Source organism: Arthrobacter sp. P1_H7 (genome assembly GCF_056405215.1).
Map to the genome: position 1 here is coordinate 116,025 of NZ_JBFUCO010000003.1, position 25,692 is coordinate 141,716.

The 25,692-nt window shown below is 64.2% G+C and carries 29 protein-coding genes; 25 read left to right on the plus strand and 4 right to left on the minus strand.

Going from position 1 to position 25,692, the window contains the following annotated elements; all coding sequences use genetic code 11:
* Positions 1–3: 3 nt before the first annotated feature.
* A complete protein-coding gene (gene rfbB, locus AC1DXI_RS03430) occupies positions 4–1,002 on the plus strand; it encodes a dTDP-glucose 4,6-dehydratase (RefSeq protein WP_476937443.1) in 999 nt (332 codons plus the stop codon).
* Positions 1,003–1,005: 3 nt separating this feature from the next.
* Positions 1,006–2,415 (plus strand): sugar nucleotide-binding protein, encoded by a 1,410-nt coding sequence (locus tag AC1DXI_RS03435; protein ID WP_476937444.1) that lies wholly within the window; start codon positions 1,006–1,008, stop codon positions 2,413–2,415.
* A 113-nt stretch (positions 2,416–2,528) separates the two neighbouring features.
* Here AC1DXI_RS03435 and AC1DXI_RS03440 read toward each other — a convergent pair whose 3' ends face one another.
* Positions 2,529–5,036, minus strand: coding sequence for a lysozyme (locus tag AC1DXI_RS03440; protein WP_476937445.1), 2,508 nt, complete (start codon positions 5,034–5,036; stop codon positions 2,529–2,531).
* Between the two features lie 293 nt (positions 5,037–5,329).
* Between AC1DXI_RS03440 and AC1DXI_RS03445 the strand changes: the two genes are divergently transcribed.
* The 11 genes from AC1DXI_RS03445 (at position 5,330) to AC1DXI_RS03495 (ending at position 13,542) form a co-directional block, all read left to right on the plus strand.
* Positions 5,330–6,553 carry a CpaF family protein gene (locus tag AC1DXI_RS03445; protein ID WP_476937446.1) on the plus strand — a complete coding sequence of 408 codons (1,224 nt, stop codon included), beginning with the start codon at positions 5,330–5,332 and terminating at the stop codon, positions 6,551–6,553.
* Positions 6,553–7,407 carry a type II secretion system F family protein gene (locus AC1DXI_RS03450; protein ID WP_476937497.1) on the plus strand — a complete coding sequence of 285 codons (855 nt, stop codon included), beginning with the start codon at positions 6,553–6,555 and terminating at the stop codon, positions 7,405–7,407. The genes AC1DXI_RS03445 and AC1DXI_RS03450 overlap by 1 nt, the downstream gene beginning before the upstream one ends.
* Complete coding sequence (locus AC1DXI_RS03455) at positions 7,404–8,282, plus strand: type II secretion system F family protein (protein ID WP_476937447.1); 879 nt, start codon at positions 7,404–7,406, stop codon at positions 8,280–8,282. Before AC1DXI_RS03450 ends, AC1DXI_RS03455 begins: the two co-directional genes overlap by 4 nt.
* A 23-nt stretch (positions 8,283–8,305) precedes the next feature.
* On the plus strand, positions 8,306–9,679 hold the full coding sequence (locus AC1DXI_RS03460; protein ID WP_476937448.1) for a recombinase family protein: 1,374 nt from the start codon (positions 8,306–8,308) through the stop codon (positions 9,677–9,679).
* Positions 9,680–10,379: 700 nt separating this feature from the next.
* Complete coding sequence (locus AC1DXI_RS03465; RefSeq protein WP_476937449.1) at positions 10,380–11,387, plus strand: AAA family ATPase; 1,008 nt, start codon at positions 10,380–10,382, stop codon at positions 11,385–11,387.
* A gap of 192 nt (positions 11,388–11,579) precedes the next feature.
* On the plus strand, positions 11,580–11,756 hold the full coding sequence (locus AC1DXI_RS03470; protein ID WP_476937450.1) for a hypothetical protein: 177 nt from the start codon (positions 11,580–11,582) through the stop codon (positions 11,754–11,756).
* Positions 11,753–11,899: a hypothetical protein gene (locus tag AC1DXI_RS03475; protein WP_476937451.1), complete on the plus strand. Its 147-nt coding sequence runs from the start codon at positions 11,753–11,755 to the stop codon at positions 11,897–11,899. The genes AC1DXI_RS03470 and AC1DXI_RS03475 overlap by 4 nt, the downstream gene beginning before the upstream one ends.
* Before the next feature lie 189 nt (positions 11,900–12,088).
* The gene (locus tag AC1DXI_RS03480) at positions 12,089–12,313 is read left to right on the plus strand and encodes a hypothetical protein (RefSeq protein ID WP_476937452.1); all 225 of its coding nucleotides are present in this window, start codon (positions 12,089–12,091) and stop codon (positions 12,311–12,313) included.
* Between the two features lie 10 nt (positions 12,314–12,323).
* Positions 12,324–12,551, plus strand: coding sequence for a hypothetical protein (locus tag AC1DXI_RS03485; RefSeq protein ID WP_476937453.1), 228 nt, complete (start codon positions 12,324–12,326; stop codon positions 12,549–12,551).
* Between the two features lie 20 nt (positions 12,552–12,571).
* Entirely contained in the window at positions 12,572–12,739 is a 168-nt protein-coding gene (locus AC1DXI_RS03490) for a hypothetical protein (protein WP_476937454.1), read from the plus strand.
* 5 nt (positions 12,740–12,744) lie between these two features.
* The gene (locus AC1DXI_RS03495; RefSeq protein WP_476937455.1) at positions 12,745–13,542 is read left to right on the plus strand and encodes a hypothetical protein; all 798 of its coding nucleotides are present in this window, start codon (positions 12,745–12,747) and stop codon (positions 13,540–13,542) included.
* Positions 13,543–13,599: 57 nt separating this feature from the next.
* On the opposite strand, the gene AC1DXI_RS03500 is transcribed toward AC1DXI_RS03495, so the two are convergent.
* Positions 13,600–13,926, minus strand: a complete 327-nt coding sequence (locus AC1DXI_RS03500) for a hypothetical protein (RefSeq protein ID WP_476937456.1) — start codon at positions 13,924–13,926, stop codon at positions 13,600–13,602.
* Between the two features lie 630 nt (positions 13,927–14,556).
* Between AC1DXI_RS03500 and AC1DXI_RS03505 the strand changes: the two genes are divergently transcribed.
* Positions 14,557–14,919 (plus strand): phage terminase small subunit, encoded by a 363-nt coding sequence (locus tag AC1DXI_RS03505; protein WP_476937457.1) that lies wholly within the window; start codon positions 14,557–14,559, stop codon positions 14,917–14,919.
* A gap of 1,209 nt (positions 14,920–16,128) precedes the next feature.
* Positions 16,129–16,386, plus strand: a complete 258-nt coding sequence (locus AC1DXI_RS03510) for a hypothetical protein (RefSeq protein WP_476937458.1) — start codon at positions 16,129–16,131, stop codon at positions 16,384–16,386.
* A gap of 304 nt (positions 16,387–16,690) precedes the next feature.
* Here the strand turns inward: AC1DXI_RS03510 and AC1DXI_RS03515 are convergent, their stop codons facing one another.
* On the minus strand, positions 16,691–16,969 hold the full coding sequence (locus AC1DXI_RS03515; protein ID WP_476937459.1) for a hypothetical protein: 279 nt from the start codon (positions 16,967–16,969) through the stop codon (positions 16,691–16,693).
* A gap of 472 nt (positions 16,970–17,441) precedes the next feature.
* On the opposite strand from AC1DXI_RS03515, the gene AC1DXI_RS03520 reads away from it, so the two are divergent.
* Positions 17,442–17,816, plus strand: coding sequence for a hypothetical protein (locus AC1DXI_RS03520; protein ID WP_476937460.1), 375 nt, complete (start codon positions 17,442–17,444; stop codon positions 17,814–17,816).
* A gap of 61 nt (positions 17,817–17,877) precedes the next feature.
* Here the strand turns inward: AC1DXI_RS03520 and AC1DXI_RS03525 are convergent, their stop codons facing one another.
* Positions 17,878–18,129: a DUF3039 domain-containing protein gene (locus tag AC1DXI_RS03525; RefSeq protein WP_476937461.1), complete on the minus strand. Its 252-nt coding sequence runs from the start codon at positions 18,127–18,129 to the stop codon at positions 17,878–17,880.
* Between the two features lie 793 nt (positions 18,130–18,922).
* Here AC1DXI_RS03525 and AC1DXI_RS03530 point away from each other — a divergent pair.
* The 9 genes from AC1DXI_RS03530 (at position 18,923) to smpB (ending at position 25,657) form a co-directional block, all read left to right on the plus strand.
* Entirely contained in the window at positions 18,923–19,174 is a 252-nt protein-coding gene (locus AC1DXI_RS03530; protein WP_476937462.1) for a hypothetical protein, read from the plus strand.
* Between the two features lie 3 nt (positions 19,175–19,177).
* On the plus strand, positions 19,178–19,603 hold the full coding sequence (locus tag AC1DXI_RS03535) for a TadE family protein (protein ID WP_476937463.1): 426 nt from the start codon (positions 19,178–19,180) through the stop codon (positions 19,601–19,603).
* Positions 19,584–20,036 carry a hypothetical protein gene (locus AC1DXI_RS03540; protein WP_476937464.1) on the plus strand — a complete coding sequence of 151 codons (453 nt, stop codon included), beginning with the start codon at positions 19,584–19,586 and terminating at the stop codon, positions 20,034–20,036. Before AC1DXI_RS03535 ends, AC1DXI_RS03540 begins: the two co-directional genes overlap by 20 nt.
* A 35-nt stretch (positions 20,037–20,071) precedes the next feature.
* Positions 20,072–20,485, plus strand: a complete 414-nt coding sequence (locus AC1DXI_RS03545) for a pilus assembly protein TadG-related protein (protein ID WP_476937465.1) — start codon at positions 20,072–20,074, stop codon at positions 20,483–20,485.
* A gap of 130 nt (positions 20,486–20,615) precedes the next feature.
* Positions 20,616–21,731, plus strand: a complete 1,116-nt coding sequence (gene prfB / locus AC1DXI_RS03550) for a peptide chain release factor 2 (protein WP_028276033.1) — start codon at positions 20,616–20,618, stop codon at positions 21,729–21,731.
* A gap of 193 nt (positions 21,732–21,924) precedes the next feature.
* Entirely contained in the window at positions 21,925–22,746 is an 822-nt protein-coding gene (ftsE, locus tag AC1DXI_RS03555; protein WP_476937466.1) for a cell division ATP-binding protein FtsE, read from the plus strand.
* Complete coding sequence (ftsX, locus tag AC1DXI_RS03560) at positions 22,743–23,657, plus strand: permease-like cell division protein FtsX (RefSeq protein WP_476937467.1); 915 nt, start codon at positions 22,743–22,745, stop codon at positions 23,655–23,657. Before ftsE ends, ftsX begins: the two co-directional genes overlap by 4 nt.
* A gap of 26 nt (positions 23,658–23,683) precedes the next feature.
* On the plus strand, positions 23,684–25,084 hold the full coding sequence (locus AC1DXI_RS03565) for a peptidoglycan DD-metalloendopeptidase family protein (RefSeq protein ID WP_476937498.1): 1,401 nt from the start codon (positions 23,684–23,686) through the stop codon (positions 25,082–25,084).
* Positions 25,085–25,186: 102 nt separating this feature from the next.
* A complete protein-coding gene (gene smpB / locus AC1DXI_RS03570) occupies positions 25,187–25,657 on the plus strand; it encodes an SsrA-binding protein SmpB (protein WP_026266743.1) in 471 nt (156 codons plus the stop codon).
* Positions 25,658–25,692: the final 35 nt, after the last annotated feature.

Consider the following 25,692-nt stretch of genomic DNA (forward strand, 5'->3'; position numbering starts at 1 on the left):
CTCATGCAGAAACTCCTCGTCACCGGCGGCGCCGGATTCATCGGCTCCAATTTCGTCCACTACGTATTGCAGAACACCGACCATCAGGTCACGGTCCTCGACAAGCTCACCTACGCAGGCAATGTGGAGTCGCTGGCGGGCCTGCCGGCGGACCGCTTCACGCTGGTGCAGGGCGACATCTGCGACGCCGCTGTGGTGGAGCGCCTGGTTGCCGGGTCCGACGTCGTGGTGCACTACGCCGCGGAATCCCACAACGACAACTCGCTGCATGATCCGCGCCCGTTCCTGGACACCAACATCATCGGGACCTACACCCTGATCGAGGCCGCGCGGAAGCACAACAAGCGTTTCCACCACATCTCCACCGACGAGGTCTACGGCGATCTCGAGCTCGATGACCCGGAGCGGTTCACCGAGAGCACGCCCTACAACCCCTCCAGCCCGTATTCCTCCACCAAGGCGGGCTCGGATCTGCTGGTCCGCGCCTGGGTGCGGTCGTTCGGTCTGCAGGCGACCATCAGCAACTGCTCCAACAACTACGGCCCGTACCAGCATGTGGAGAAGTTCATCCCGCGCCAGATCACCAACGTGATCGACGGCATCCGTCCCAAGCTGTACGGCAAAGGCGAGAACGTCCGCGACTGGATCCACGCCAACGACCACTCGTCCGCTGTCCTGGCGATCATCGCCAAGGGCCGGATCGGGGAGACCTACCTGATCGGCGCCGACGGCGAGAAGAACAACAAGGACGTCGTCGAACTGATCCTCAAGCACATGGGCCAGGCGCCGGACGCGTACGAGCACGTGGTGGACCGGCCCGGCCACGACATGCGGTACGCCATCGACTCCTCCAAGCTGCGCGAGGAACTCGGCTGGGAGCCGCAGTTCTCCAACTTCGAGGCGGGCATCGAGGACACCATCGCCTGGTACCGGAACAACGAGGACTGGTGGCGGCCCCAGAAGGCCGCCACGGAAGCGAAGTACAAGGAACAAGGCCAGTAGATTATGTCGATCGAGTTCTCGAAAAAGCTCACAGCGCACGAAACCCCGATCCCCGGCGTCGTCCTCTACGACCTTCCCGTCCACGGTGACAACCGGGGCTGGTTCAAGGAGAACTGGCAGCGGGAAAAGATGGTGGCGCTTGGCCTGCCCGACTTCCGTCCGGTGCAGAACAACATCTCGTTCAACGAATCCGCCGGCACCACCCGCGGCATCCATGCCGAGCCGTGGGACAAGTTCATCTCCGTGGCCACCGGCAGGATTTTCGGCGCCTGGGTGGACCTGCGCGAAGGCCCGACCTTCGGCGCCGTGTTCACCGCCGAGCTGGACCCCAGCCAGGCCATCTTCATTCCCCGCGGGGTGGGGAACGCCTTCCAGACGCTGGAGGACAACACCGCCTACACCTACCTCGTCAACGACCACTGGTCCGCTGACGCCCAGGGCCAGTACACGTTCCTGAACCTCGCCGACGAAACCGCGGCCATCAGCTGGCCGGTGCCGTTGGACCAGGCCGAGCTCTCGGACAAGGACAAGGCGCACCCGCGCCTGGCGGACGTCACACCGATGCCGCCGAAGAAGGTCCTCGTGGTCGGCGCCAACGGCCAGCTCGGAAAAGCGCTGCGCCGGCAGTACGACGGCGACCCGTCCGTTGAGTTTGCCGGCCGGGACGAGTTTGACCTCGGCAGCGAGGATGCCTTCGCCGGACGGAACTGGAAGAACTACTCCACGATCATCAACGCCGCGGCCTACACCGCGGTGGATGCCGCCGAGTCGGCCGAGGGCCGGGCGGCTGCCTGGGCGGTCAACGTCACGGCCGTGGCGCGGCTGGCCCGCACCGCCGTCGAACACGACCTCACCCTGGTGCACGTGTCCTCGGACTATGTCTTCGACGGCACGCGCGCCACGCACGACGAATCCGAACCGGTGGCGCCGCTGGGCGTCTACGGCCAGACCAAAGCCGCGGGCGACGCCGTCGTCAGTGTGGTGCCCCGGCACTACATTGTGCGCACCAGCTGGGTGATCGGTGAGGGCAACAACTTTGTCCGTACCATGGCCTCGCTGGCCGAGCGCGACATCGAACCGTCAGTGGTTGACGACCAGATCGGGCGGCTGAGCTTCACCGAAGACATCGCCGCCGGCATCCGGCACCTGCTGGAATCAGGCGCCGAGTACGGCGTCTACAACCTCAGCAACGACGGCGAGCAGCAGTCCTGGGCGGATATCGCCGCGGACGTCTACGAACTCTCCGGCAAACCGCGGGAGGCCGTGACCGGTGTGAGCACCGAGGAGTACTTCAAGGGCAAGGCCGTCTCGCCGCGGCCGCTGAACAGCGCCCTCACGCTGGACAAGATCAAGGCGACCGGGTTCACCGTTCCCTCCGCAGCTGAGCGGCTGAGCGACTACCTCGGTTCCTGATTTAGCGGTCTTTAACGGTCAGCCCCGGGCACCACAACGCAGACCGGCCCCCSCMCCTGCGGGGGCCGGTCTGCGTTGTGCGGCGTCGGCCAGGGCGGCTAATACCAGGGTGGCTAATAGGTGAGCGTTTGGCACCCCAGCAGGGAGTTGTTCAGGCTCAGCATCGAGACCGCGACGCCGTAAGCGCACACCCGGTACTGGCCGCGCTGGGTGATGGGGACCGATGACGTGAAGCCGTGATTTCCGACCGTGTCGAGGGCCCGGTTGACGTCCGGGCGCTTCTGGTCGGCCATGAAGGCGTACCCCTTCCGGATGCCGTCAGGCGAGGTCACGTAGACGTGGTCCGGGATCGATGAGGCCGCAAAGAACGGATCCAAGGTCCAGCCCGAGGCCCTGATGGAGGCTTTGCCGCTGGCGACCTGGATTGAGGCCGCATCCAGGTAACCCATGGTGGCCGGGGTTGGGCTTGCGCTGATGGACTTGCAGCCCAGCAGCGTATTGCCGGCCGTGACCGGGGCGATGCCGATGGCATAGGCGCACACGGTGTACTTCCCGGCACGGGTCAGCGGAACGGAGACCTGGAAACCGTGGTCACCAACCGTGTGCAGCGCGGCATTGACGTCCGGCCGCGGGCGGTTTGCGGTGAAGGCGTAGCCGGGATTGGTCCCGTTGGGCGACTGGACGTAGACGTGCACGGGCACGCTCTTCCCTGGCTGCACCGGATCCAGTGCCCATCCGCTCACCTGGAAGTTCGCGGCGTTGGGCGCCTGGGTGAGGGACACCGAATCGTAGGAGCCGAACGGTGCCGGGTTTGCCTCAACATTTGTGGTCTTGCAGGACAGCAGCACGTTGGCGTTTCGCCCGATCCCGTAGACGCACGCACGGTACGACCCCGGAACGGTGGCTTTGACCTGGTAGTCGAAGCCGTGGGCCAGCCCCAGACCGGTCGCGTCCGCGACATCCTTCCGGGCGACGTTGGCCGTCATCCGGTATCCGGTGGTTTTCCCAGCCGGGTCGGTGACGTAGGCGTCCGCATAGCTGGAGACCGAGGGGTTGGCGAGGTCGGCTGCCCAGCCCTTGAGCCGCAGCGTGACCTTGTCGGCCGTGCGGACCTGGCCGAAGCTGTCGAAGGACCCCGTCGGTGCCTCCACCCCGGTGGCCCGGAGTGACTTGCAGTCCAGGAGTGTGTTGCCGAAGGACCCGATGGCGTAGGCGCAGACCTTGTAGGTGCCCGAAGCCGTGATCCGGACCGTGCCGTCGAAGCCGTGCAACAAACCGTAACCGAGTGCCTGGTCAACATCCGGCCGGGACTTGTTGGCCTGCCAGGCGTAGCCCTTGGTGGTCCCGGACGGATCAGTGACGTAAATGTGCGTCTGGATCGAGGACGACGTCCTGGCCAGGTCTGCCGACCAGCCCCGGGCGCGCAGGGAGACCGCGGCGCCGTCGCGGGTCACGGAGAGGTCGTCGAAGGAGCCGGTGGGCAGCGGCGTCCCGGCGAAGCGCTGGAGTGAGGCATAGTCGCCGTTCCAGATATTGGAGTCGCCCGCGAACGGCCCCGTGCTGCTGTATTGCCACATGCTGAAAACGCTCCAGCTGGAGGGGACGGGCCCGGCGTTGTCTGTGGCGGAGAGCGGGTAGGACGCGACCCACAGCGGGTAGTCGCCGAAGCCCGCCGCGTTGGCCGTGCACTGGTTCCACCACGACGTGTTGGTGTAGATGACGGGAAGGCGGCCCGTGAGCGCCCGCATGGTGTTCCCGAAGTCGCGCACCCAGGACGTCAGCTGCGAGGGGGACATGCCGTAGCAGGTGTTGCCGAAGTAGAAGCCGTTGATGGTGCGGCCGGCGTAGGGGTTGAATTCGAAGTCGAGGACCGGGGGCATGGTCCGGCCGTCGGCACTCCAGCCGCCGCCGTTCTGGACGAAGAAGCGTGCCTGGTCCGCTCCTGAGGACCAGTTCGGGATCGCGAAGTGGTAGGCGCCCCGGATCATGCCGACGCTGCGGGCGCCGCCGTACTGGGCGCCGAAGGAATCGTTGGTGAAGTAGTTGCCTTCACTGGCTTTGACGTAGGCGAAGCGGGCCCCCATGTTCCACTGGCTCTGCCAGTTCACGCTGGTCTGGTGGCCGCTGACGTCCAGGCCTTTGACCCCGTACGACGGCGACCACGTGCCCTGCGTGGTGAGCGACTCGATGGCGGCGGACTGGGTGGTCGCCTTCAACAGTGGCGACGGAGCGCTGACCCGGGCGGAGCGCTGGCCCATCTCGGCACCACCGGGGCCGACCGCCGCGGCCATGGCCGCCCGGTCCTTGACGCCGCCCGGCGCCGCTGCGGACTGTGCCGCTGCCTGCGTTGCCGTCGGTGACGGTGAGGGGGCCGGGGCAGGGGCGGCCGGGGCCGTAGATGGGGCCGTTGCGGATGGCGCCGGAACGGTGCTGGTGACCGTCGGCGTCGGGGTGGCAGACGGCGTGGCGGACGCGGTGGCAGACGCCGACGGCGTGGCTGGCGGCTCGACGGCGGTTGCCGGCGCCGGAACGCCGGTGATGGCCAGCAGGGTGGCGGCGAGGAGAATGGCCCCGGCCCGTCGGCATCGGTGGCTGGTGGGGGGATGTGGGGTGCGCTTCATGTTCCGCTCCGGGGCAATGGCACGCTGTGGGAGCCGCGCCACACGGTCTCGCGCCCGAGGGGCTACGAGGAGAGCTGGCCGGGCTGAGAGAATGTCTGACTTAACGCGCTCACCCTAACACCGGCCGACATCCGAGACCAGTGATTCAAGTGTTGCCAAAGTGAAAGTTGTCATGTTGAAACCTGCCGGTTATCCACATGGGCGCCCGGCACCCCTTGTCGGGCCGGTTGCCCGCCCCTAGTTTTAACCCCATCGCCCCGGCACACAGGGGCGGCAGTCATATGGGGGTCCGCGTGGAGGCTGTACGCATTGTTGAGGACGAGGTCCGTGAACTGATCCGCCGGCGGGGCCTTGACCCCCTGCGGGAGTCCGGGGAAGTCCGGCGCCTGGTCGAGGCGGCGGTCAGCGACTACGACGAACGGGCCCTCCTGGCGCCGCTGCCCCCGCTGGGCCCGCTGGAGTCGGCCCGGAGATTTGTCTTCGACGCAGTGGCGGGCTTCGGTGCACTCCAGCCACTCCTGGACGACCCGGGCATCGAGGAAATCTGGCTCAACGCGCCGAATGAAATCTACGTGGCGCGCAACGGCGAATCGGAGCTGACCTCCGTTTCGCTGACGGACCAGCAGGTCCGGGACCTTGTGGAACGGATGCTGAAGAGCTCGGGCCGGCGCCTGGACATGTCCTCCCCGTTCGTGGATGCGGCGCTCCCGGACGGCTCCAGGCTGCACGTCGTGATCCCGGACGTCACCCGGCGTCACTGGGCCATCAATATCCGCAAGTTCGTGGTCAAAGCCAGCCGGCTCGAGCACCTGGTGGAGCTGGGAACGCTGACCCCGCAGGCGGGCAGGTTCCTCGGTGCGGCCGTCGCCAGCGGCCTCAACATCCTGGTCTCGGGCGCCACCCAGGCGGGCAAAACCACCATGCTCAATTGCCTCGCCGCCAGCATCGGCACCCGCGAACGGGTCATTACGGTGGAGGAAATCTTCGAGCTGCAGTTGCCGCTCCGCGACGTCGTCGGTCTTCAGTGCCGTCAGCCGAACCTGGAGGGGCAGGGGGAGATTCCGCTGCGCCGCCTGGTCAAGGAGGCCCTGCGCATGCGGCCGGACCGGCTGGTGGTCGGGGAGGTCCGGGAAGCCGAGAGCCTGGACATGCTTATCGCTTTGAATTCCGGCCTTCCGGGGATGTGCACCGTACATGCGAACTCCGCCCACGACGCCGTGACAAAAATCTGTACCCTGCCATTGCTCGCCGGCGACAACATCTCGAGTGCGTTCGTAGTTCCCACTGTCGCGTCCTGCATCGATCTCGTGGTCCATTGCAGCAGGCACGGCAGCGGGCGCCGGCAGGTCACCGAGATCCTGTCCCTGGGCCGGCGGGTGGAAGACGGGATCATCGAGTCTTCCATGGTGTTCACGATGTCGGACGGACAGCTTCTGCCCAAGGCCAACTCCATGCCCGCCGCGGAAAAGTTTGCCCGCTCCGGATACGACGTCGCGGCGCTGCTGGAGCAGCGGTGATGGCGCCGCTGGTGGGGATGCTGGGGGGTGCCGGCCTACTGCTGATCTGGTGGTCCGCGTGGGAGAAGCCTGAGAGCGTGCGGCGCAAGCCCCGGACCAGCCGGCTTGAGGACCTCCTGCGGTCGGCGGGCATCGAAAAGGTCAGCGCGGCAGGGCTGCTCGCCTCGTGCCTTGGGCTCGGGGCATTCACAACGCTCGCCTTCTTCGCAGTTACCGGGTCTTGGCCGATTTCGGGATGCTTTGGCCTGTTTGGCGGCTGGCTGCCGATGGCGATGGTCCGGTGGCGTGCCAGAAAGCGCACGGCTGTCCTCCGCCAGCTCTGGCCCGACGTCGTTGATCATTTGCGCTCAGCCATCAGGGCCGGCCTGTCATTGCCGGAGGCTCTTATCCAGCTGGGCGACAAGGGCCCCGTGGAGCTTCGCCACGTGTTTGTGGACTTTGGCTCCGACTACCGGTCGGGAGGCCAATTCGATCCCTCACTCACCCGGCTCAAGGACCGGCTGGCCGATCCCGTGGCGGACCGGATTGTCGAGGCCCTCCGGCTCACCCGGGAGGTGGGCGGCTCGGACCTCGGGAGGCTGCTGGGCACCCTCGCTGAGTTCCTGCGGGAGAGTGCCAGGACCCGGAGTGAACTGGAGGCAAGGCAATCCTGGACCGTCAACGCCGCACGCCTGGCCGTCGCTGCGCCCTGGATTGTCCTGGTGTTGCTGGCCAGCCGTCCTGAGGCCGTGATGGCGTACAACACCCCGGTCGGCGCTGCCGTCCTCTTGGGCGGCCTTGCCGTCTCCCTGCTGTCCTACGCCATCATGCTGCGCATCGGGGCGCTGCCGGAAGAACAGCGGGTCCTCCGATGACCGGACTGATGGCCGGCGCCCTGGTGTGCGGGGCCGTGCTCGGGGCCGGACTCTGGCTGTTCCTCGTCCGGTTGCCCTTCATGCGCCCAACGACTTTCGTCGAACGTATCGAACCGCAATTGAGAACCCACAACCTGGAATCCCGGCTTCTGCGCACCGCCCCGCGGAATGTCACGCCGTTTGGGCCGCTGGAACGGATCCTCCGCCCCGCGATCCGGGACGGTGCCAGGTCCCTGGGCCGGATCAACCTTGGCGCAACAGCATTGAACCGCAGGCTTGCCCGCGCCGGCAGCGCCAAAACAGCCGTGGATTTCCGGGCTGAACAGCTCCTGTGGGCGGCGGGCGGCTTCGTCCTGGCCATAGGAGTTGTGGCGCTCGCCGGCTCGGTCGGCCGCTTCAGCCCGTTCGTCGCCGTCGTGGCCGTCGTGGGGAGCACCGTCGGCGGATTCCTGCTCCGGGACTACCTGTTGGGCGCGCACATCAAGAAACGGGAGGCACGGATGATGGCGGAGTTTCCGAGCATCGCCGAACTCATGGCCCTGGCTGTCAGCGCCGGCGAAAGTGCCACCGGTGCCCTGGACAGGGTCTGCCGCAGCGCGCGGGGTGAGCTCTCGCAGGAATTCGGCCGTGTCCTCGCCGAGACCCGGTCCGGCAAGCCCCTCGTGGAAGCCCTCCACGAGTTCTCGTCCAGGTCCGATCAAGGGCCGCTGCTCCGTTTCGTGGACGGGATGATCGTGGCCGTCGAACGTGGAACACCCCTCGCCGACGTCCTCCGGGCGCAGGCACAGGATGTCCGGGACACAGCCAAGAGGGAGCTCATGGAGTCCGCCGGTAAGAAGGAAATCGGCATGATGGTGCCCGCTGTCAACTCTTAGTGTTTCTTTGCTACGCTGACCGAATGGGCGCAACGGCGATATATCTTCGACAGTCCGAAGACAAGAGCGGGAGTGAAGCCGCAGTACAGCGCCAGGAGTCATCCTGCCGCAAATATGCGGACGCCAAAGGCTGGGACACGCCGCAAATCTTCGCTGACAACTCGATAAGCGCCAGCTCAGGCAAGCTCCGTCCAGAATTCGAGCGCCTCGTAAGAGCCATGGAAGATGGGACCATTACCCGGCTTGTGGTCTGGCACCTGGACAGGCTCACGCGCAACATGCGGGACCTGACCCGCGTCATTGAAGCCGGGCAGACACACCGCGTCAACATCGCCTGCGTTCACGGTGTTTCTCTGGACCTTGGGGACCCTACCGGCGTTGCGGTGGCTCAGATCCTAACCGCCATAGCCTCGATGGAGGTCAAACACAAAGGCAACCGTCAGAAGGCCGCGAACAGGCAGCGGGCCGAAGCTGGTAGGGCCTTTTGGAGTCGCCGCCCGTTCGGTTATGACCGCACCCCAGAGGGCGTCGTTTTCACGGTGGAAGATGAGGCCGCGCTGATTCGCTCTGGCGCTGACGCGATTCTCGCTGGCGCCACCCTTTCCAGTGTTGTGCGGGACTGGAATGCCGCTCGGGCTCTGACCACAGCCGGCGGGAAATGGGGAGTTACTCAGGTGCGCCGGCTGATGCTGAATCCTCGATACGCGGGAAAGCGAATTTACAACGGTGAGGACATGGGGGAGGGCGAGTGGGGCCCGATACTTGACCAGGAAACCTATGGGCGGCTTGAAGTCCTTTTGATGGATCCGCGGCGCCGCACCGCGCCGGATGACCTCAATGCAAAGTATCTGCTATCCGGTATCGCTATGTGCCACAAGTGTGGGAAGCCTCTGTATGCCGCGCCCTACAAAGCAAAGGGGCGCTCAATCATGGTGTACCGGTGTTTGGGCGGATATTGCCTGCAACGGCGGATGGAGCCGGTAGACGATCTGATTACGGACGTCATGGTTGCCAGGCTTTCCCGCCCTGATGCGTCAAAGCTGTTTGTGGACTCTGACAAGTTGGCGGAATTGCGGACTACGGCTACTGATTTGCGAGGTCGGCGTGACGCTTTAGCCGCGCTACTCGCTGACGGTCTGTTGTCACCGACTGCGGTCAGGGAGCAGTCCGCCAAGATCAGTAGGGAGTTGATCGCCGCCGAAGCCTCTATTGGCGCGGCTGAGGTCGTAAATCCGTTGGCAGGGGTAGTCGGAGCGACGGACGTTTCGGAGGCGTGGCAGGCCCTGCCGCTGGCCTGGAAGAAGCAAGTTATCCGTTCGCTCATGGAAGTGACCTTGCTGCCCGCCGGCAAGGGTGTCAGGTTCAACCCGGAGCACGTGAGCCTCACGTGGAAGTAGCCTTCCCCCTGGCCAACCATGGTTCAAACCGTGATGCCAACCAAATTTTCATGTGACGTTCGACACATTTTAGTAGCAGTCCACTCACCGTTTACGGGACGGTTTGAATCCCTGCAAGGCCTTCTGAGTGTTTCAACGCTGCCAACTTTTATTGCACCTGGTCACCTGCTAACCACCCCAAGCGAGGCCGTACTCCATTGCGTTTAAACGCAACGGCCATTCCGAAGGGCCATAAAGCGGGCAGGGAAATGCAATAAGACCCCGTAAGGCCTGAAACAATTTGGGGCTTAATGAGGTGAATATAACCCGCGTTTGATGGCTGCTTTCCGCTACCTGTCGGGAAATCCGCGGTCTAGGAAAGCGGGCCACCGTATGCCTATTCTTTGAGTAGGCCAAGCGGCAAAAAAAGAAGCTATGACTCTTCCTACGGAGTCACAGCTTCTGTCGCGCAAGCCAACCAAAGTTCAGTGCCCCGCTCATGGGGCATAAATCCTGGAGGATTAATATTGGCTCACGCTACCGCAATTCCGTGCTCATCCGGAACTGACGATGTACCAAAAGTATCCGCAAACACTAAGGCCAGTCAAGCAGCACGCGCAGCGTATATCGCGCGAGTCGTCAGTGATGCGCCACCGCTGTCTGACGAGGTGCTAGACCGCATCGCCGTGCTCTTGCGTCCAACCACTAACGCGGCAGTCGCGTGACGGCCCCGGATGACACGGCAGCTCTGCACTCCTTCACCCGCGGCGGCGACTTCATGTTCGACATTCCAGACCACACTCCCGCGTGGTGGGGTGCTGGGCAGGACGTTCTGGGTGCTGAAGGTGAAGCCCTCATGATCTGCGGCCCCTCTGGTGTCGGCAAGACAACGCTCACCGGCCAGCTCGTGGCAGGCAGCATCTTCGGCGGCACTGTCCTAGGGCTACCCGTAACGCCGTGCGAACGAGTCCTATACCTCGCAATGGACCGGCCCCAGCAAATCGCCCGGTCGTTGCGCCGGCACTTCACCAGGGGCCAGAAGGACGAAGTAAACGCCCGCCTAACCATCTGGAAAGGCCCGCCGCCCGCAGACATTGCCAGAAACCCGGACCTTCTAAGGGATCTCGCACTCGAAGCGAAGTCTAACAGGATCTTCGTTGACAGTCTCAAGGACGCCGCCATAGGCCTCTCAGAGGACGCCGTGGGAGCTGGATACAACAATGCCCGACAGAAGGCCCTTGCAGCCGGCGTAGAGGTCATAGAGCTTCATCACCAGGTAAAGCGTGGCGCTGACGGCGGGGCACCCAACACGCTCTCAGACGTGTACGGCTCCACATGGCTGACAGGCGGGGCGGGTTCGGTCATTCTGCTGTCAGGCAAGCCGGGAGACACCATCGTTGACTTCCGACACCTGAAGCAACCGGCGGACACGGTAGGCCCGTTCAAGGTGATGCACGACCACGCCGCTGGCATTTCTTCGGTCTGGAACGCAGCGGACCCTCTCGCCATGATCCAAGCCTCACGGGGGCAGGGAATCACAGTCAGGGACTATGCGGCGGCACTCTTCGAGAAGGAGAAACCTACCGCTAATGAGATCGAGAAGGCCCGGCGAAAGCTCAACGCACTGGACAAGTCGGGCGTTATTGGATCCGTTGAAGCTCCGGCCACAAACGGCGGCAACCCATCCAAGGTCTATCATCTCCCGGCCCCGCTAACAGCAGCAGCCTAGCGCCCACGCAGCACTCACGGCCCGCTAAAAGCGTGGACCCTCCACGCACCCGATATGCACCCACGCACCCCCGGACTACCGCGACATTTCGCCCCACGGCACCGCCCACGGCGCCCACGCGCAGACCGCCCACGATCCACCCCCCTCCCGTAAGGAGGGGTGGTCGGGTCAGTGCACCCAAAAGGACTAGAAATGACTGATCTTTATTCCGCCGCCGATTGGCGCAAGCTAGCAGGCACCCGCCAGGGCGTCATCAACAAACTGGACAAGAAGGTCCGTCGGCTCGAAGCAGCGGTAATCGCGCTCAATGTCTCACTCGACGCGGCAAACACGCGCCTATCCGTCTACGACATGAGGGAGGCCGCATGAAGCTCTCACGGGATGACCTGCTCAACCTCTGCGAAATCTACAAGGCGAAGGCCCTCGAAGAGCACGAACTGTTCCGCAAATGGCGGGACAGGGCGCTAGAGGCAGAGGCCCGACTCGCCATCTACGAGAGAGACGCGCAGTGACCCGCACTCCCGAAAGCTACGAAAGCGAAATCCGGTACTTGAGGGAAATGTGCCTACGGATGAATCAAAGGCTGCAAGCACTCACCAACAGCCCGGAAACCCACACGGGCCGAGGGCTCCACAAGGATCCCGTCGGCAACAGGGCCAGCGCCCGTGCTGACCGACAGCGACAGAACAGGAACCGAACCAATGGCCTATGACCCCTACACAGCCGCGGTCACCGATGCATGGGAGTGGCCGGCGCAAGTTTCCCTCTGGCGTGAACGCGCCCTACACCAGGCAGAACGCGCCGCCTTCTGGCAGCGCCTCGCGGAAGCCAACCGCAACGGAACGACCATCACCCCCAGCGGCAAAGAGCCCGCCATGAACTACGCCGACGCAAACGGGCGGCTGTCCCGCTCCACCACCGTCTAAGGAACCCCCAATGTTCAACGACAGCCCATTCCGCAGCTACGCAAACCGGCACGAAATGAACGTCCAAGGCTCACAGAGGACGTACGCCAAAGCCGGGATTTTCGAAACGCCAGACGGCAAAGAAGAACCCGCAGTCGTGGTCTTCCGCGACCGGCACTGCCTCGGCGTCCTTACGCCAGACGACGCCACCAGGCTCTCAAATGAACTCATCGACGCCATAGAAAGGCCCGCAGTATGACCCCCTGTAAATGTGCCGACGTGAAACGCGTAATCATCTGCGAACTGAACCGCGGCGACGGCCCCTGCATCACCACCCGAGAACCCGCAGTCGCAAACGAACCGCATGCGCTGAACAGCGACGCATTAACCAACACCATCGCAGCCGCCCTCGGCGCCAACGTCATCACCAACATCGAAGGAAACTAACGACCATGTTCCACGAAATCCGCAACATCACCCGCGTCTTCGGAAACCTCGGCATCGAACTGCCCAAAGAATCCCAGGACGCCGCAGCCCTCGCTCACGCCATCCTCAACGCCACCCACGAAACAGCCGGCGCCGACCTCAACGCCAGCATCCTCGACGGATCCACCACCATTCACAACATCGCTGACAAACTCCGCGAAACCGCCGTCGCCATGCTCGCCGCCGAACGCATCCCCAGCGCCGCACACGCCACCCAAGACGCCGTCAACCGGGCATTCTTCACCGGCATCCGCACCAACGCCGATAGCCTCGTAAAAGCCCTCCGCAAGCCCTTCGACGCCGCAGCCAAAACCATCACAGAAGCAGGCCTGCACTTCGCACCCGACGCCAACGCCGGAACAGTCCTCGCCGCAGGACCCGCAGCAGCTCAGGCATGGGAAGACCTCACCACAGCACGCAATACAATGACCCAGGTACGCAACGCCCGCGTCGTCATCGCCGACGCCGAACGCGACAACACCCCCGGCTACCTGCACTACATCGCACCCGTCGCCGACCTTGGCAGGATCCAGCTCGCCGAAGCGCTGTGGCACTCCACAGGTGACGCTCTCCACCACCTCACCCACGAAGGTTTCGCCTTGCGACTCAACACCGCAGCCGAAGCGCAGAGCATGGTCAACACGGCAAAGACCACCGCACAGCGAGCAACGGAACAGGCCGACGCAGCAGCACGAGCCGCACGCCTCGCAGACACCCACAGCGAAGTAGCCATCCGCAAGGCGATGGACAAAGCCAACGCCTAACCAACCACAGGCAGGTGACGCCCGTAACCATCACGGCGCGGGCGTCACCACCCGTGACTACTTATCGTCAGTCTTGGTTCCCTTAAAGCTCTCTTGAACCCTGACAGCGAACTCCTTGATCGCAGCCTCAGTGCTAGTCAGCATGTCAGGCTGCAAATACACGTGCTGGTCAAGACCAAGCTGATAGGACGACTGAAGGCCCCCGCCGCCAACAACTCCGGCCAGTGCAATATGAACGCTCGCGTCGGTACGGCCAATGCCAGCAATACGCCCAAACACCGCTGTTGTCTCGTTGCCCTGGAAACTCACTGTCAGACCAACGTGTGTTCGATTTAGTTCACGCGCCGAAACAGCCTTTTCATTAGCGCTTCCGATGTAGTTCACGACATTCCCCCTGCTGTTGATGGCGACTACCGCAAGCAGTCTATGGCCCAGAAGCGAAGGCAGACAGGCCACCCAGGGGACCGGGGCTCGGCATGGCCTCCTGAAAAACCCGCCGGGTAGATGAAAAAAGTCCGCGGAGGGTTCAAAACTTTCCGAATGGCAAACACGAGAGAAGCGAAGCTCATGGCACGAGCCAAGAAGATATGCGCCAAGCCGGGATGCCCGACCATCACCGCGGGATCACTGTGCACAGCGCACGCACGCGAAGCAGACAAGGCCCGCGGCACCTCAACACAACGAGGGTACGGAACCGCACACATCAACGCCCGCAAAGCACTAGCACCCGCAGTCGCAACAGGCACAGTCAAGTGCGCACGCTGCGGCGAGTACATCAAACCCGGCGCGCCCTGGCATCTGGATCACACAGACGACCGCGCAGGCTACCTCGGCGCAAGCTGTGCACGCTGCAACCTCAGCGCCGCCGGCAAAGCAGCACACCAATACGACTGACACACAGCACCCCTCAGGCACGCCAGGGGGGAATCTCGAAGCCCTCCCCTTAGAAAAACCGTCGGTGAGGTCAGCAGGAGGTTTCACCAGCAGTTAGACCCAACCGAAAGGAGGCCGGCTGTGCCCGGTCCTAAAGCTAATCCGATCAAACCGAACTCGCGGCATCGCAGTCCTGGCGCACGTTCCGGACTCGTCGAGCTACCCGCGGAGGGTTGCGATTTGCCCGTTCCGCAGCTTCCAAAGTCGGGGAATTGGTCACCGGAAGACAAGAAGTTGTGGCGAAACATCTGGAAATCACCACAAGCCAATGAATTTGACGACAGTTTTGTGCCTGCCGTGGCCGCCTATGTCTGTCACGCCAGGGCAGTTTATGAGGGATCCGCTAGTGCCTGGCAGGCGCAGGAAATGAGGCACCTTGGAGGCCAGCTAGGTTTAACCCCGGCTGGCATGCTGGCACTCGGCTGGGTGATCCGGCATGACTAGCCGACGCCTGGCGCGGAGGGATGCTATCGCCCCGATTGTGGAGATTTCCACGGACCCAAACAAGGTGACGCAGCAACTGTTAGAGTCGCCGCGCGGCACTGTCCGGGCTTGGTTCAAGGGCGGGGAGTGTTACCGAGTGCGGATAGCAGGCCTGACGTATGGCTGGGGTGAGGGTCCGTCTGTTTGGGAGGCTGTCCTAGACGGCAGTTTCAGACCGGATGATTTCGGGAAACACAACAAATAACGACTTAACGGACGCCCGACTGGAATGCGCGTGGAAGGATCCATATATGACAAGAACAGCGGGACGCCGCGCATGGATCATCACTTGGGAACCGGCATTGCCAGACAAATCCCCCAAACGAGTCTTGACAGTACTTCGCCCCACTACAGGGTTCAAGAAGGTTGAGGAGACAGTAAACCAATTGTGGCGGATGCAGGCTCTTAGCGTGGAGGAGCAGCTCGATCTGCTTCTTCCTGGCGCCAGTAGCCCGTATGTGGCAGAGGTAGCAGGTAATGAAGTTATATGTGGCCCCAGCTCCGTTGTCGTGGCTCGGCAAGCGAGAAACGTGAGGCCATCCACCGCAGCACAAAGTGTCAGTGGCTTGGAGTGGGAAGTGATTCCGCGAAAACCTCAAACGAGACACTTCGGTTAACTCGGTCATGCCCGCTGCCCGCTTGCGACTTGCAGGGTGCCGCATGAGGAACCCCCGTTGGTCGTTCCTGGTGCAGCCTGACACGCTCGAACACCGCGAATAAGCGAAAGCGCCCCACCCTTCATTGGGCGGGGCGCTTTCGTGCGTCCGGAGTAGTTGGCCCACCCCCCCCAATGCTGATTGCTCCGGGCCACATCCGTCCGCTCATCGTAGGCACCGCAACTTTCTCCGGCACGGCTTTGACTTGCAATCTCCATAGGCCTATGTTTAGGCCGTTCCGCCGCAACCCCCAATGGCGGCGGGAAACCAGAGCACCCCCGAGCTGCTGTCCTCCCCCAGGCCAGGCGCGGGGGTGTTCTGCTTTCCCGGGACGAGGCTCCCAGACCGGCTCCACGCGTCGAGGGGTCTTCATGGAGCCGGCCTCTGGGGTGCTACTCGTCGTCCCCGAGGGAGGGATAACGCTGTGGCGTGCCCCTAAGCGGGCTGCTGTGCCACGACGGCAGCGTACGCGCCCGACCTGCGACTTTCCTTGCCCGACGCCTAGGATCGGACCATGGCATCGTTCACCCTCGACGGGGAGACTTTCGAGTATCTGAAACCTGATCCGGGGCACTCGCCAGAGGATGCTAAGTCGTGGGAGTACGGCAAGTACCCGAAGGTGCTGGCCAGCCTTCCCCTGGCTGACGGCGGCACGGTTGCCGTCTACGCGGTCGCGGAACGCTGGAACCCCTCGCACATCCTTGTGAGCTGGGCTGACGACGGGCGGCACTCGCATTGGGCTTGGATCCCGCCGGCAATGTGGAGCGCGTGAGCGATTCTGACTGGGATATTGAGGAGTGCAGGCGCTGCCCGGAGAACCTCCGCGGCATCCGCTGGGGCAACCGTGTGCCTGGATTACTGCCTGAATGGTCGCTCCCTGACGGCACGGAAAAGCCCCGGACCTATAGCAGGCGCCGGGGCAATTCCTAGGCACTTAGCCGCCTGTAGCACTTGCGCGGGATCCGGGAGGGGGGAACCGGTTCCCGGGATTCCTGCTCGGCTCGCCGTCGGAACGTTGGGCAATAGTCTCAATATCGAATTGCAGGCTGCCTATCGACCTGTCTAACGCGCCCAGCCTATCCAGGATTATTAGTCTTCGACTTATCGGCGGGCGCAAAGTAAACCCTGCCATCCGGCCCCGGGTTGGTGGTTGGGAACTGGTTGAACCGGGTACCCTGAACTTCGCGCCAACCGATTGGTGACAGTTCCTTCAACACCTGCCAAAGGTCGCTGCCCTCCTTCTTCATTACAAGGAGCACGCCCGAGCCCTCCACAACATGGTAGGCAAAGCGCTCGCCCTCTTTGTCCGTGAACTGGCCTTTTTTACCCTGCGCATCCACATATGAAACAGACATAAGTCTCCCTTTGAACGTTCCGAGTCGATCATTTGGCGCCCGGGCACATCAATAAGCCTAAGCAACTAAGGCACGGAACACCCGTTACATGAAGATGTCCGACCTCCGGGCTAGTGTCCGTTCCGTGGTGAAGATAGACGTGGAAGCGGTGGGAGCGATGCTCGATGAGATGCTGGCGGTTCCTAGCCGCTCGCATTTCGAGGAGCTGGAGCCCGACTATGAGTTCCTGGAGCCCGTTGCTCGCTGCACTTGCTCGTGCCACTGATCCACCGGCGCTGCCCCGAACACTTGCGCGGGATCCGATGGGCGGACAGGTTGCCTGGATTCCTGCCGGCGTAAGCAATACGCCCTTGATGCCAGTGTGACCCGTGTGGTTATACTCATGGCTTGGGGGCGCCTTAGACGGTGTATGTCGGAAGCGTTCAGCAGCCAAAAACTATCTGCCAACCACCGACAGGAGGTGCGGGGAACCGTGCCAGCATTGAAACGATCGATCTTCCGTAAAGCAGCAGCCGCTGCTGCCCTTTCCGTTGCCCTGGGAGCCGGAACGCTCACCGCGGCGGCCCCGGCCAGCGCCGCAGTCTGCCCGCCAGGCCAGTCCTGCACGGTCGGAAAGTCAACTGTGTATGTGTCGGGTGGAACCGTTCTGCGCGCAAACAAGTACGGCTGGCCCAAGGGTGCAAACCTGAGGTACCGCTGGTACCAGAACGGCCACTACGTCGCCGGCGGTTGGGACGACAACCACGCAGCATGGGGGCCCAAAGGGACAAAGTGGGTCGTCCGTGTCCACAACACCAAGGATGACCCAACGATCTTCAAGGTCAGCAGGACGTACATCGTCCGCTAACCACCACGCACAGAGAAACCCCCGCCAGTTGTGATGACTGGCGGGGGTTTTCTGCGTGCGGTCAGGCCGCGCCCAACGCCTCGAAGGCACGCTTGCAGGGCTCGCAGACGATAAAGGCGCCCCGTGTCTTCTGGGCTACGGACCCATTGCCCCGCCCCTGGACCGGGCCCACGAAGCCACACATGGCCGGGATGCTCTCGCCCGTGATGATTGACCGCGTGATGTCTTCGTGGCGGTTGTAGTGGTTGATGACGGGCCTTTCCCCAACGTTCACCATGCGGGGAGTCGTGCGGGTGTCTGTCATTGTGCTCATTGCTTGTTACCCCATGGTTAGTTGTGCGAGGACGGAGACCATGCTGTTGCCCGTCGCTTTGTTGGTTGGTTTAGCTTCACTGATAGAGGCCTCCCTAGGGGAGTGTTACTTCTTGGTGGGTAACCCCTTCCCCAAAAAAGCCCGCCGCCCCCGTCTCCGCTCTGCGTCATTCGCCCACAACGAGTGGACCCGGCCCGTTTCGGGACGTGTCTTTGGTGTGGCCTGGACGCCCGGAGCTAACGGGAGTCTCGCCTAGGCGGTTCTAGGCGTTCGGTGGAGATGTAACCGCGCCCCTCTGGTTTGGCGCTAGGAGGGCTGGAACGCGCTGTGACGCTCTACAGCCATGTGAAATGTCAGGGCCAGCCGGTATGCTGGGCTAACAATCAACTGAACCTTGATTGTCACGCCCCGGAGGTTGGTAGCCTGCCGGGGCTTTTCCATGTCTGGAAGTAACCACTACTGTGCACGTGCGTGGTGCCGCTTGTCTTTGGCGTCCTTCCGCTCACGGTCATCTTCGCCGTCTTCCCCGGTCTGGCCGCCATCAGTCTCGGACTCTAGGCGCCTGGCGCACGACGGCGACCAACAGCCGGCGGCGGCCCACCCGGCCGGCACGGGCAGGACTCAAGAAAAGTCATACGAGGAGGGAACAGGATACGAAGAACGCCCTGCAGCTCGCCGGCCAGCCTGGCGTGCAGCACGATCCGCCGGCGACACATCACGAACCATCAGATCCAAAAACAGGACTCCAGAAAAACAGAAAAACCAAAAAACCAAAACCAGGAAAGAGGACACGGTGAAGAACTTCGGAAACCGGACGGCATTGGCAGCCTGCGCGCTCAGCATGTTGACCTGGTGGTCTGCTCCGTCGCGACCGCGGGCGGGGGACCACTCTGACGCGGGAGTCGCCCATCCCCAGCGCGGCGACGTCCCCGGCTGGGTCATGATCACCCTTATGTCGGCTGTCCTCGTGGCCGCCCTGCTCGCCCTCGCCGGGCCTGCGCTGGAGGGACTCTTCAACCAGGCCATGGACAAGGTCGGACAGTAGGCAATGGCAGCCCAGGGCGGGGGGACCGGACGCCACGGCAATAACCGGCAGCACCGCAAGGATGTTCAGCGCGGCGCCGCCGTGGTGGACTTCGTGCTGATCGGTGCCACGCTCACCTTGCTCTTCCTCGCGATCGTCCAGCTCACCCTGGTACTTCACGTCCGGAATACGCTCATCGACGCCGCCGCCTCGGGCGCCAGATACGGCACGCTGGCCGACCGCAACGACGGGGACGCCAAGGACCGGACTGTCCAGCTGATCACCGCGGCGCTCAACCCGGATTTCGCCCGGGACGTGGCCACGAGCGAATCGACGTTCCAGGGCATCCGTACATTGGAGGTGACCGTCCGGGCACCCCTGCCGGTCATCGGCTTCATCGGTCCCCGGGCGCTCTTGGAGGTGAAGGGCCATGCGGCCATCCAGCGTTGAATGGCCGGAGCCGGGCGCCTCGGCGGAAGAGGGGAGCGCCGTGGTCGAGTTCGTCTTCCTGTCCGCGCTGCTGATGGTGCCGCTGGTGTACTTCATCATCACAGTGGCTCAGATCCAGGGCGGGTCGTTCGCGGTCGTCGGCGCCGCTGACCAGGCCGCCAAGGTCTACGTTGCCCAGCCGGACGCCGCGAGCGGACGGGCCGCCGCCGAGCAAGCCGTGCTGCTGGCGCTCGCCGACTACGGCCAGCCGGCGGAAAACGCCAGCGTCGACACCCGCTGCGAGCCTGCCGACTGCCTGGCTCCCGGCTCGGCGGTGACAGTCACCGTCCACCTCTCAGTGCCCCTGCCGTATGTGCCGTTCAGCGACGCACTGCATCTGAACGCGAGCCACCTCAGTGCGTCGGCAACCCAGCTGGTGGGCAGGTTCCGGTGAGAGTCGGGCCCCGGGCCCGCCGGCAGGAGGGGCAGGTGCTGGTGCTGAGCATCGGCTTCATGCTGATCGCCCTGCTGGTCGCCACCGTCGTGATGGCGGCCTCCAGCGTCTACCTCGAACACAAGAAACTGCTCTCCGTCGCGGACGGCGCCTCGGTGGCCGCTGCGGACAGTTTCACGCTCGGCCAGCTGGGCAACGCCGGCGGTACACCGTCCGCCGTCCTCAGCGGGGCGAGGGTGCGCAGCGCCGCCGTCGACTATCTGGGCCGCAACGGAGCGTTCGACCGCTTCAGCGCACTGAGCGTGGCGCCCTCCACCGGCAGCCCGGACGGTGCTACCGCCGTCGTGGTGCTGAGCGCAGCCGTCCATCCGCCGGTGGTGAACTTTTTGGTGCCGGACGGCATCCGGATCGAGGCGACGTCGACGGCGCGCTCGCGCCTCAGCCGCTGAGCTGCTGGCCCACCACTCCGGTTGCCCTATCACTAGATGCTGCCAACTAGGCCTTCAGGCAACCCAAAGTGATAGGTCAACCGGCTATAGGGCAAGGGTGCTAGGACACATAGCGTAGGCTTAAAAAACCATGGCAAACATTGATTTTCCCGCTGAAATCCGCGCGCTGCGGGCCACCTACACGTCCATCGAGAACGTCTCGAACGTCGAGGCGCTCAAGGAAGACATCGCCGAGCTCAGCGAGCGGGCCGGTGAACCCAATCTGTGGGACGACCCCGCCGCCGCCCAGGTCATCACCTCGAAGCTCTCGCACAAGCAGACCGAGCTCGAACGGCTCAACAAGCTCGTGGCCAGGATCGACGACCTCGAGGTCCTCGTGGAACTCGGCCAGGACGAGGACGACGCCGACTCCATGGGCGAGGCCGCCGCGGAACTCGAATCAGTCCGCAAGGCGCTGGCCGACCTCGAAGTCGTCACCCTGCTCTCCGGCGAGTTCGACGAGCGCGAAGCAGTGGTGACCATCCGCGCCGGCGCCGGCGGGGTGGACGCGGCGGACTTCGCCGAAATGCTGCTGCGCATGTACCTGCGCTGGGCCGAACGCCACGGCTACCCGACCACCATCATGGACACCTCCTACGCCGAAGAAGCCGGGCTGAAGTCCGCCACGTTCGAGGTCAAGGCGCCGTACGCCTTCGGCACGCTCAGCGTCGAGGCCGGCACCCACCGCCTGGTCCGGATCAGCCCCTTCGACAACCAGGGCCGCCGCCAGACCTCCTTCGCGGCCGTGGAAGTGATCCCGCTGATCGAGCAGACGGACTCCATCGACATCCCGGACAACGAAATCCGCGTGGACGTCTTCCGCTCCTCCGGCCCCGGCGGCCAGTCGGTCAACACCACCGACTCCGCCGTGCGCCTGACCCACATCCCCACCGGCACCGTCGTGTCCATGCAGAACGAGAAATCGCAGCTGCAGAACCGCGCCGCCGCCCTGCGGGTGCTGCAGTCCCGGCTCCTGTTGCTGAAGAAGGAACAGGAGGACGCCGAGAAGAAGGCGTTCGCCGGCGACGTCAAAGCCTCATGGGGCGACCAGATGCGCTCCTACGTCCTGAACCCGTACCAGATGGTCAAGGACCTCCGCACCGAGCATGAGGTCGGCAACACCTCGGCCGTGTTCGACGGCGAAATCGACGACTTCATCGACGCCGGGATCCGCTGGCGGACGGACAACCGCAACGCCGAGAAGTAGGCCCGGAGCCCGGCTGGGAGCCGCCACTGGGAGGTCCCTGACAATCGCGCGACACACCCCGCCGTTCCGGCCGATCCGCCGTTACCCGTGCGTATAGTCGAGGGGCCGGAGCTCTACTTCCCCCAAACGAAAGCCCTTGCGCCGGCAGCAGAACCGGGCCCCCGCGGCCTCGTCCTGCAGGGTACTAAGGGCCATGATCCGTTTCGAAAATGTCACCAAGGTCTATGACCAGAAGGCGCGGCCGGCGCTGGATTCGATCAACCTTGAGATCGACCGTGGCGAATTCGCCTTCCTCGTCGGAGCTTCCGGCTCCGGCAAGTCGACCTTCCTGCGCCTGGTCCTCAAAGAGGACCGCGCCTCCTCCGGCGCCGTCTACGTCGCCGGCCAGAACGTCGCGAACATCTCCAGCTGGCGGGTACCGCGCCTGCGCCGCGGAATCGGCGTCGTCTTCCAGGACTTCCGCCTGCTGCCGCAGAAGACCGTCTTCGCCAACGTCGCCTTCGCCATGCAGGTCATCGGCAAGAGCCGCAGCGTCATCCGCGACACCGTCCCCGAGGTCCTGAAGACCGTCGGCCTGGAAGGCAAGGAAAACCGTCTCCCGCACGAGCTCTCCGGCGGCGAGCAGCAGCGCGTGGCGATCGCCCGCGCCGTCGTGAACCGCCCCGGCATCCTGCTGGCCGACGAGCCGACCGGAAACCTGGACCCCACCACCTCGATGGGCATCATGGGCGTGCTGGACAAGATCAACCAGAACGGCACCACCGTGGTGATGGCCACGCACGACGACGACATCGTCAACGAAATGCGCAAACGGGTGGTGGAACTGAAGAACGGGGTCGTGATCCGCGACGAGGCCAAGGCCCTCTACACCTCCATGATTCCCGTCGTGGGCCAGTCGCGGCGCCTGCGCGACGCCAGCGGACGGGACGAACAGCCGCAAGTTCTCCTGCCCCGGGCCGGGTCACGCGCCGAAGCCCGCGCCGAACTCCGCACCGCAGGGGAGGGCCAGGCGTGAGGCTTGCATTCGTCCTGGGCGAGATCGGCAGCGGTCTGCGCCGCAACCTGTCCATGGTGATCTCCGTGATCCTGGTGACTTTCGTGTCGCTGACCTTCGTCGGTGCCGCCGGCATGCTGCAGCTGCAGATCAACCAGATGAAGGGCTACTGGTACGACAAAGTCCAGGTAGCCATCTTCCTCTGCAGTGACGGTTCGACGGCGCCCGGCTGCGCCACCGGGCCCGCGACGCCGGAGCAGGAGGACAACCTGCGCACGCTGCTGCAGTCTCCCGCGGTGGCGCAGTACGTCAACGACTTCCAGTACGAGTCCAAGGACGACGCCTACAAGCACTTCAAGGAACAGTTCTCCAATTCCCCGATCGTTGACTCCGTTACTCCGGACCAGCTGCCGGCGTCCTTCCGGATCAACATGAAGGACCCGGAGAAGTACGAGATCATCAGCGAGACCTTCTCCTCCCAGGCCGGCGTGGAGACCGTGATCGACCAGCGGCAGCTGCTGGAGCGGCTGTTCTCGGCCATGAACGCCGCGTCCCTAGTAGCCGTGAGCATTGCCGGCGTCATGATTATCTGCGCCATCCTGCTGATCGCAACCACCATCCGGCTCTCCGCGTTCAGCCGCCGCCGGGAAACAGGCATCATGCGCCTGGTGGGCGCGTCCAAGATGGTCATCCAGCTCCCGTTCATCCTCGAAGGCGTGATCGCCGCGGTGATCGGTGCGGCCCTGGCCTCCGGCACCCTGTGGGCCGTGGCCCGCTTCTTCCTCGAAGGCGTCCTGTCCAAGCAGTATCCGGACACCGCGTTCATCTCGCCCGGCCAGACCCTGATCCTGGTACCTGCCCTGATTGGCCTGGGCGTTGTCCTGGCCGGAATTTCCTCCCTGCTGACCCTCCGCCGGTACTTGCGGGTCTAGCTTTGCGCAACGAAAAGGGAATGCTTATGACACCGATGGCCCGCCGCCCCCTCCGGCAATCCCTCCGGCTCCGCCTGGTGGGGCGCCGCAGCCGGATGATCAGCGCCACCCTGGCGCTGGTCCTGGCCGGGACCATGGGGGCCTCGAGTCCGGCGGCATTCGCCGACGACCTCGAGGACCAGCAGGCCGCGCTGCGCGACGAGGCCGCACGGGTCCAGCACTCCCTCGAATTCGTGGACGGCCGGATCGCCCAAGCCGCGGCGGACCTGGTCCTGTACCAGGGCCAGCTCCCCGGCGCCCAGCAGGCCCTCACGGACGCCCAGGGCCGGGTGGCCGGCGCGGTCCAGGAAGTGCAGGCCCTCGCGGCCCGCGTGGACCTGGCACAGCAGAACAAGGCAAAAATCACGCAGCAGCTGGAAGCGGACAAGCAGAAGATCGCGGACACCCGGAAACTGATCGGACAGATCGCCACGCAGGCCTACAAGTCCGGCGGCGTCCCGTCCAACCTGTCCTTGTTCTTCGGCTCCAACCAGGGCAGCAGCCTGACGGACACCATCGACCTCGCGGACCAGGCCCTGCGCAGCCAGAACTCCGCGATGGACAAGCTCACCCAGCAGAGCGCCACGAACGTCAACGCGCAGGCCCGGCTGGCCGCCGTCGAGGCTGAAATCACCGACCTCAAGGCCAAAGCCGACGCCGCGCTGGCCCGGGAAAAGGCCGCCCGKGACGAGGCCGCAGCCAAGAAGGCAGCCGTGGACAAGCTGATCGCCGACACCACCCGGCTCGACGCCGAACTCCAGGCCGCCAAGCCAGGGATCCAGACTCAGCTCGCCAAGGTCAAGGCCCAGCAGGACGCCGTCGCGGCTGAAATTGTCGAACGAGACCGGAAACTGCGTGAGGCATGGGAAGCCGAGCAGCGGCGCATTGCCGAGGCCGCTGCGGCCGCAGCCCGCGCACAGGGACAGGCCAAGCCGCCGTACGTCCCTGCCCCGCCAGGGCCCCCGTCGGCCTTCGGACTGCGGCACCCCTTCAATGGTGTGCCGATCACCTCCGGGTTTGGCTGGCGTGCGACGCCGCCGGGCACCATCGACTTCTACGGCCAGGGCGGCTACATGCACACCGGCATCGACTTCGGTGCCGCCTGCGGCACGCCCGTCTACGCCGCGGCCGCCGGCACCGTCTTCTCGGCCGGCTGGGCCAACGACGGCGGCGGCAACAACGTGAAGATCTCCCACGGGGTGGTCCAAGGCAACTCGCTGACCACGATCTATTACCACAACACTTCCGTGACGGTTTCGGTCGGCCAGCACGTTCAGCAGGGACAGCTGATCGCCTATTCGGGAACCACCGGCAACTCCACCGGCTGCCACTCGCACTTCGAGACCTGGCTCAACGGCCGGGCCGTGGACCCGATGAACCTGCTGTAGTCCGGCCCGGGCCATCCGCTGAGGCGGGCGCCCTGCCGTAAACTGGAAAGACTCCGCACCACTTGGCCGGAGTGAACCACCAACAAACCGAGGAGTCCTACCGTGCCCAAAGAAAGTGGCCGTAAGGTAGTGGCCACCAACCGCAAGGCCCGGCACGACTACCACGTCCTTGACACCTATGAAGCCGGCATCGCGCTGATGGGCACGGAAGTGAAGTCCCTGCGCGAGGGCCATGCCTCGATGGTGGACGGCTTCTGCACGTTCTACAACGACGAGCTGTGGATGGAGGGCATCCACATCCCCGAGTACCACCAGGGGAGCTGGACGAACCACGCCGCACGCCGCCGCCGCAAGCTGCTGCTGCACCGCGAAGAGCTCACGAAGATATCGCACAAGATCCGCGAGTCGGGTTTCACGATCGTGCCGCTGCAGCTGTACTTCGTGGACGGCCGCGCGAAGGTCGAAATCGGCGTCGCCCGCGGCAAGAAGGAATACGACAAGCGCCAGACGCTGCGCGAACAGCAGGACAAGCGCGAGGCCCAGCGCGTCATGCGCGAACGCAACCGCCGCTAGCGCGCCGCAGGCTGTCACCGCCCCCGGGAATGTTT

Excerpts from the sequence above, each read along its gene's own strand:
- AC1DXI_RS03440 (WP_476937445.1), bottom strand. The coding sequence starts at position 5,036 with ATGAAGCGCACCCCACATCCCCCCACCAGCCACCGATGCCGACGGGCC.
- AC1DXI_RS03535 (WP_476937463.1), top strand. The coding sequence starts at position 19,178 with ATGGCAGCCCAGGGCGGGGGGACCGGACGCCACGGCAATAACCGGCAG.
- AC1DXI_RS03515 (WP_476937459.1), bottom strand. The coding sequence starts at position 16,969 with ATGTCTGTTTCATATGTGGATGCGCAGGGTAAAAAAGGCCAGTTCACG.
- prfB (WP_028276033.1), top strand. The coding sequence starts at position 20,616 with ATGGCAAACATTGATTTTCCCGCTGAAATCCGCGCGCTGCGGGCCACC.
- AC1DXI_RS03475 (WP_476937451.1), top strand. The coding sequence starts at position 11,753 with ATGAAGCTCTCACGGGATGACCTGCTCAACCTCTGCGAAATCTACAAG.
- rfbB (WP_476937443.1), top strand. The coding sequence starts at position 4 with ATGCAGAAACTCCTCGTCACCGGCGGCGCCGGATTCATCGGCTCCAAT.
- AC1DXI_RS03460 (WP_476937448.1), top strand. The coding sequence starts at position 8,306 with ATGGGCGCAACGGCGATATATCTTCGACAGTCCGAAGACAAGAGCGGG.
- AC1DXI_RS03510 (WP_476937458.1), top strand. The coding sequence starts at position 16,129 with ATGGCATCGTTCACCCTCGACGGGGAGACTTTCGAGTATCTGAAACCT.
- AC1DXI_RS03525 (WP_476937461.1), bottom strand. The coding sequence starts at position 18,129 with ATGAGCACAATGACAGACACCCGCACGACTCCCCGCATGGTGAACGTT.
- AC1DXI_RS03470 (WP_476937450.1), top strand. The coding sequence starts at position 11,580 with ATGACTGATCTTTATTCCGCCGCCGATTGGCGCAAGCTAGCAGGCACC.
- AC1DXI_RS03485 (WP_476937453.1), top strand. The coding sequence starts at position 12,324 with ATGTTCAACGACAGCCCATTCCGCAGCTACGCAAACCGGCACGAAATG.
- AC1DXI_RS03450 (WP_476937497.1), top strand. The coding sequence starts at position 6,553 with ATGGCGCCGCTGGTGGGGATGCTGGGGGGTGCCGGCCTACTGCTGATC.
- AC1DXI_RS03540 (WP_476937464.1), top strand. The coding sequence starts at position 19,584 with ATGCGGCCATCCAGCGTTGAATGGCCGGAGCCGGGCGCCTCGGCGGAA.
- AC1DXI_RS03480 (WP_476937452.1), top strand. The coding sequence starts at position 12,089 with ATGGCCTATGACCCCTACACAGCCGCGGTCACCGATGCATGGGAGTGG.
- AC1DXI_RS03495 (WP_476937455.1), top strand. The coding sequence starts at position 12,745 with ATGTTCCACGAAATCCGCAACATCACCCGCGTCTTCGGAAACCTCGGC.
- AC1DXI_RS03455 (WP_476937447.1), top strand. The coding sequence starts at position 7,404 with ATGACCGGACTGATGGCCGGCGCCCTGGTGTGCGGGGCCGTGCTCGGG.
- ftsE (WP_476937466.1), top strand. The coding sequence starts at position 21,925 with ATGATCCGTTTCGAAAATGTCACCAAGGTCTATGACCAGAAGGCGCGG.
- AC1DXI_RS03435 (WP_476937444.1), top strand. The coding sequence starts at position 1,006 with ATGTCGATCGAGTTCTCGAAAAAGCTCACAGCGCACGAAACCCCGATC.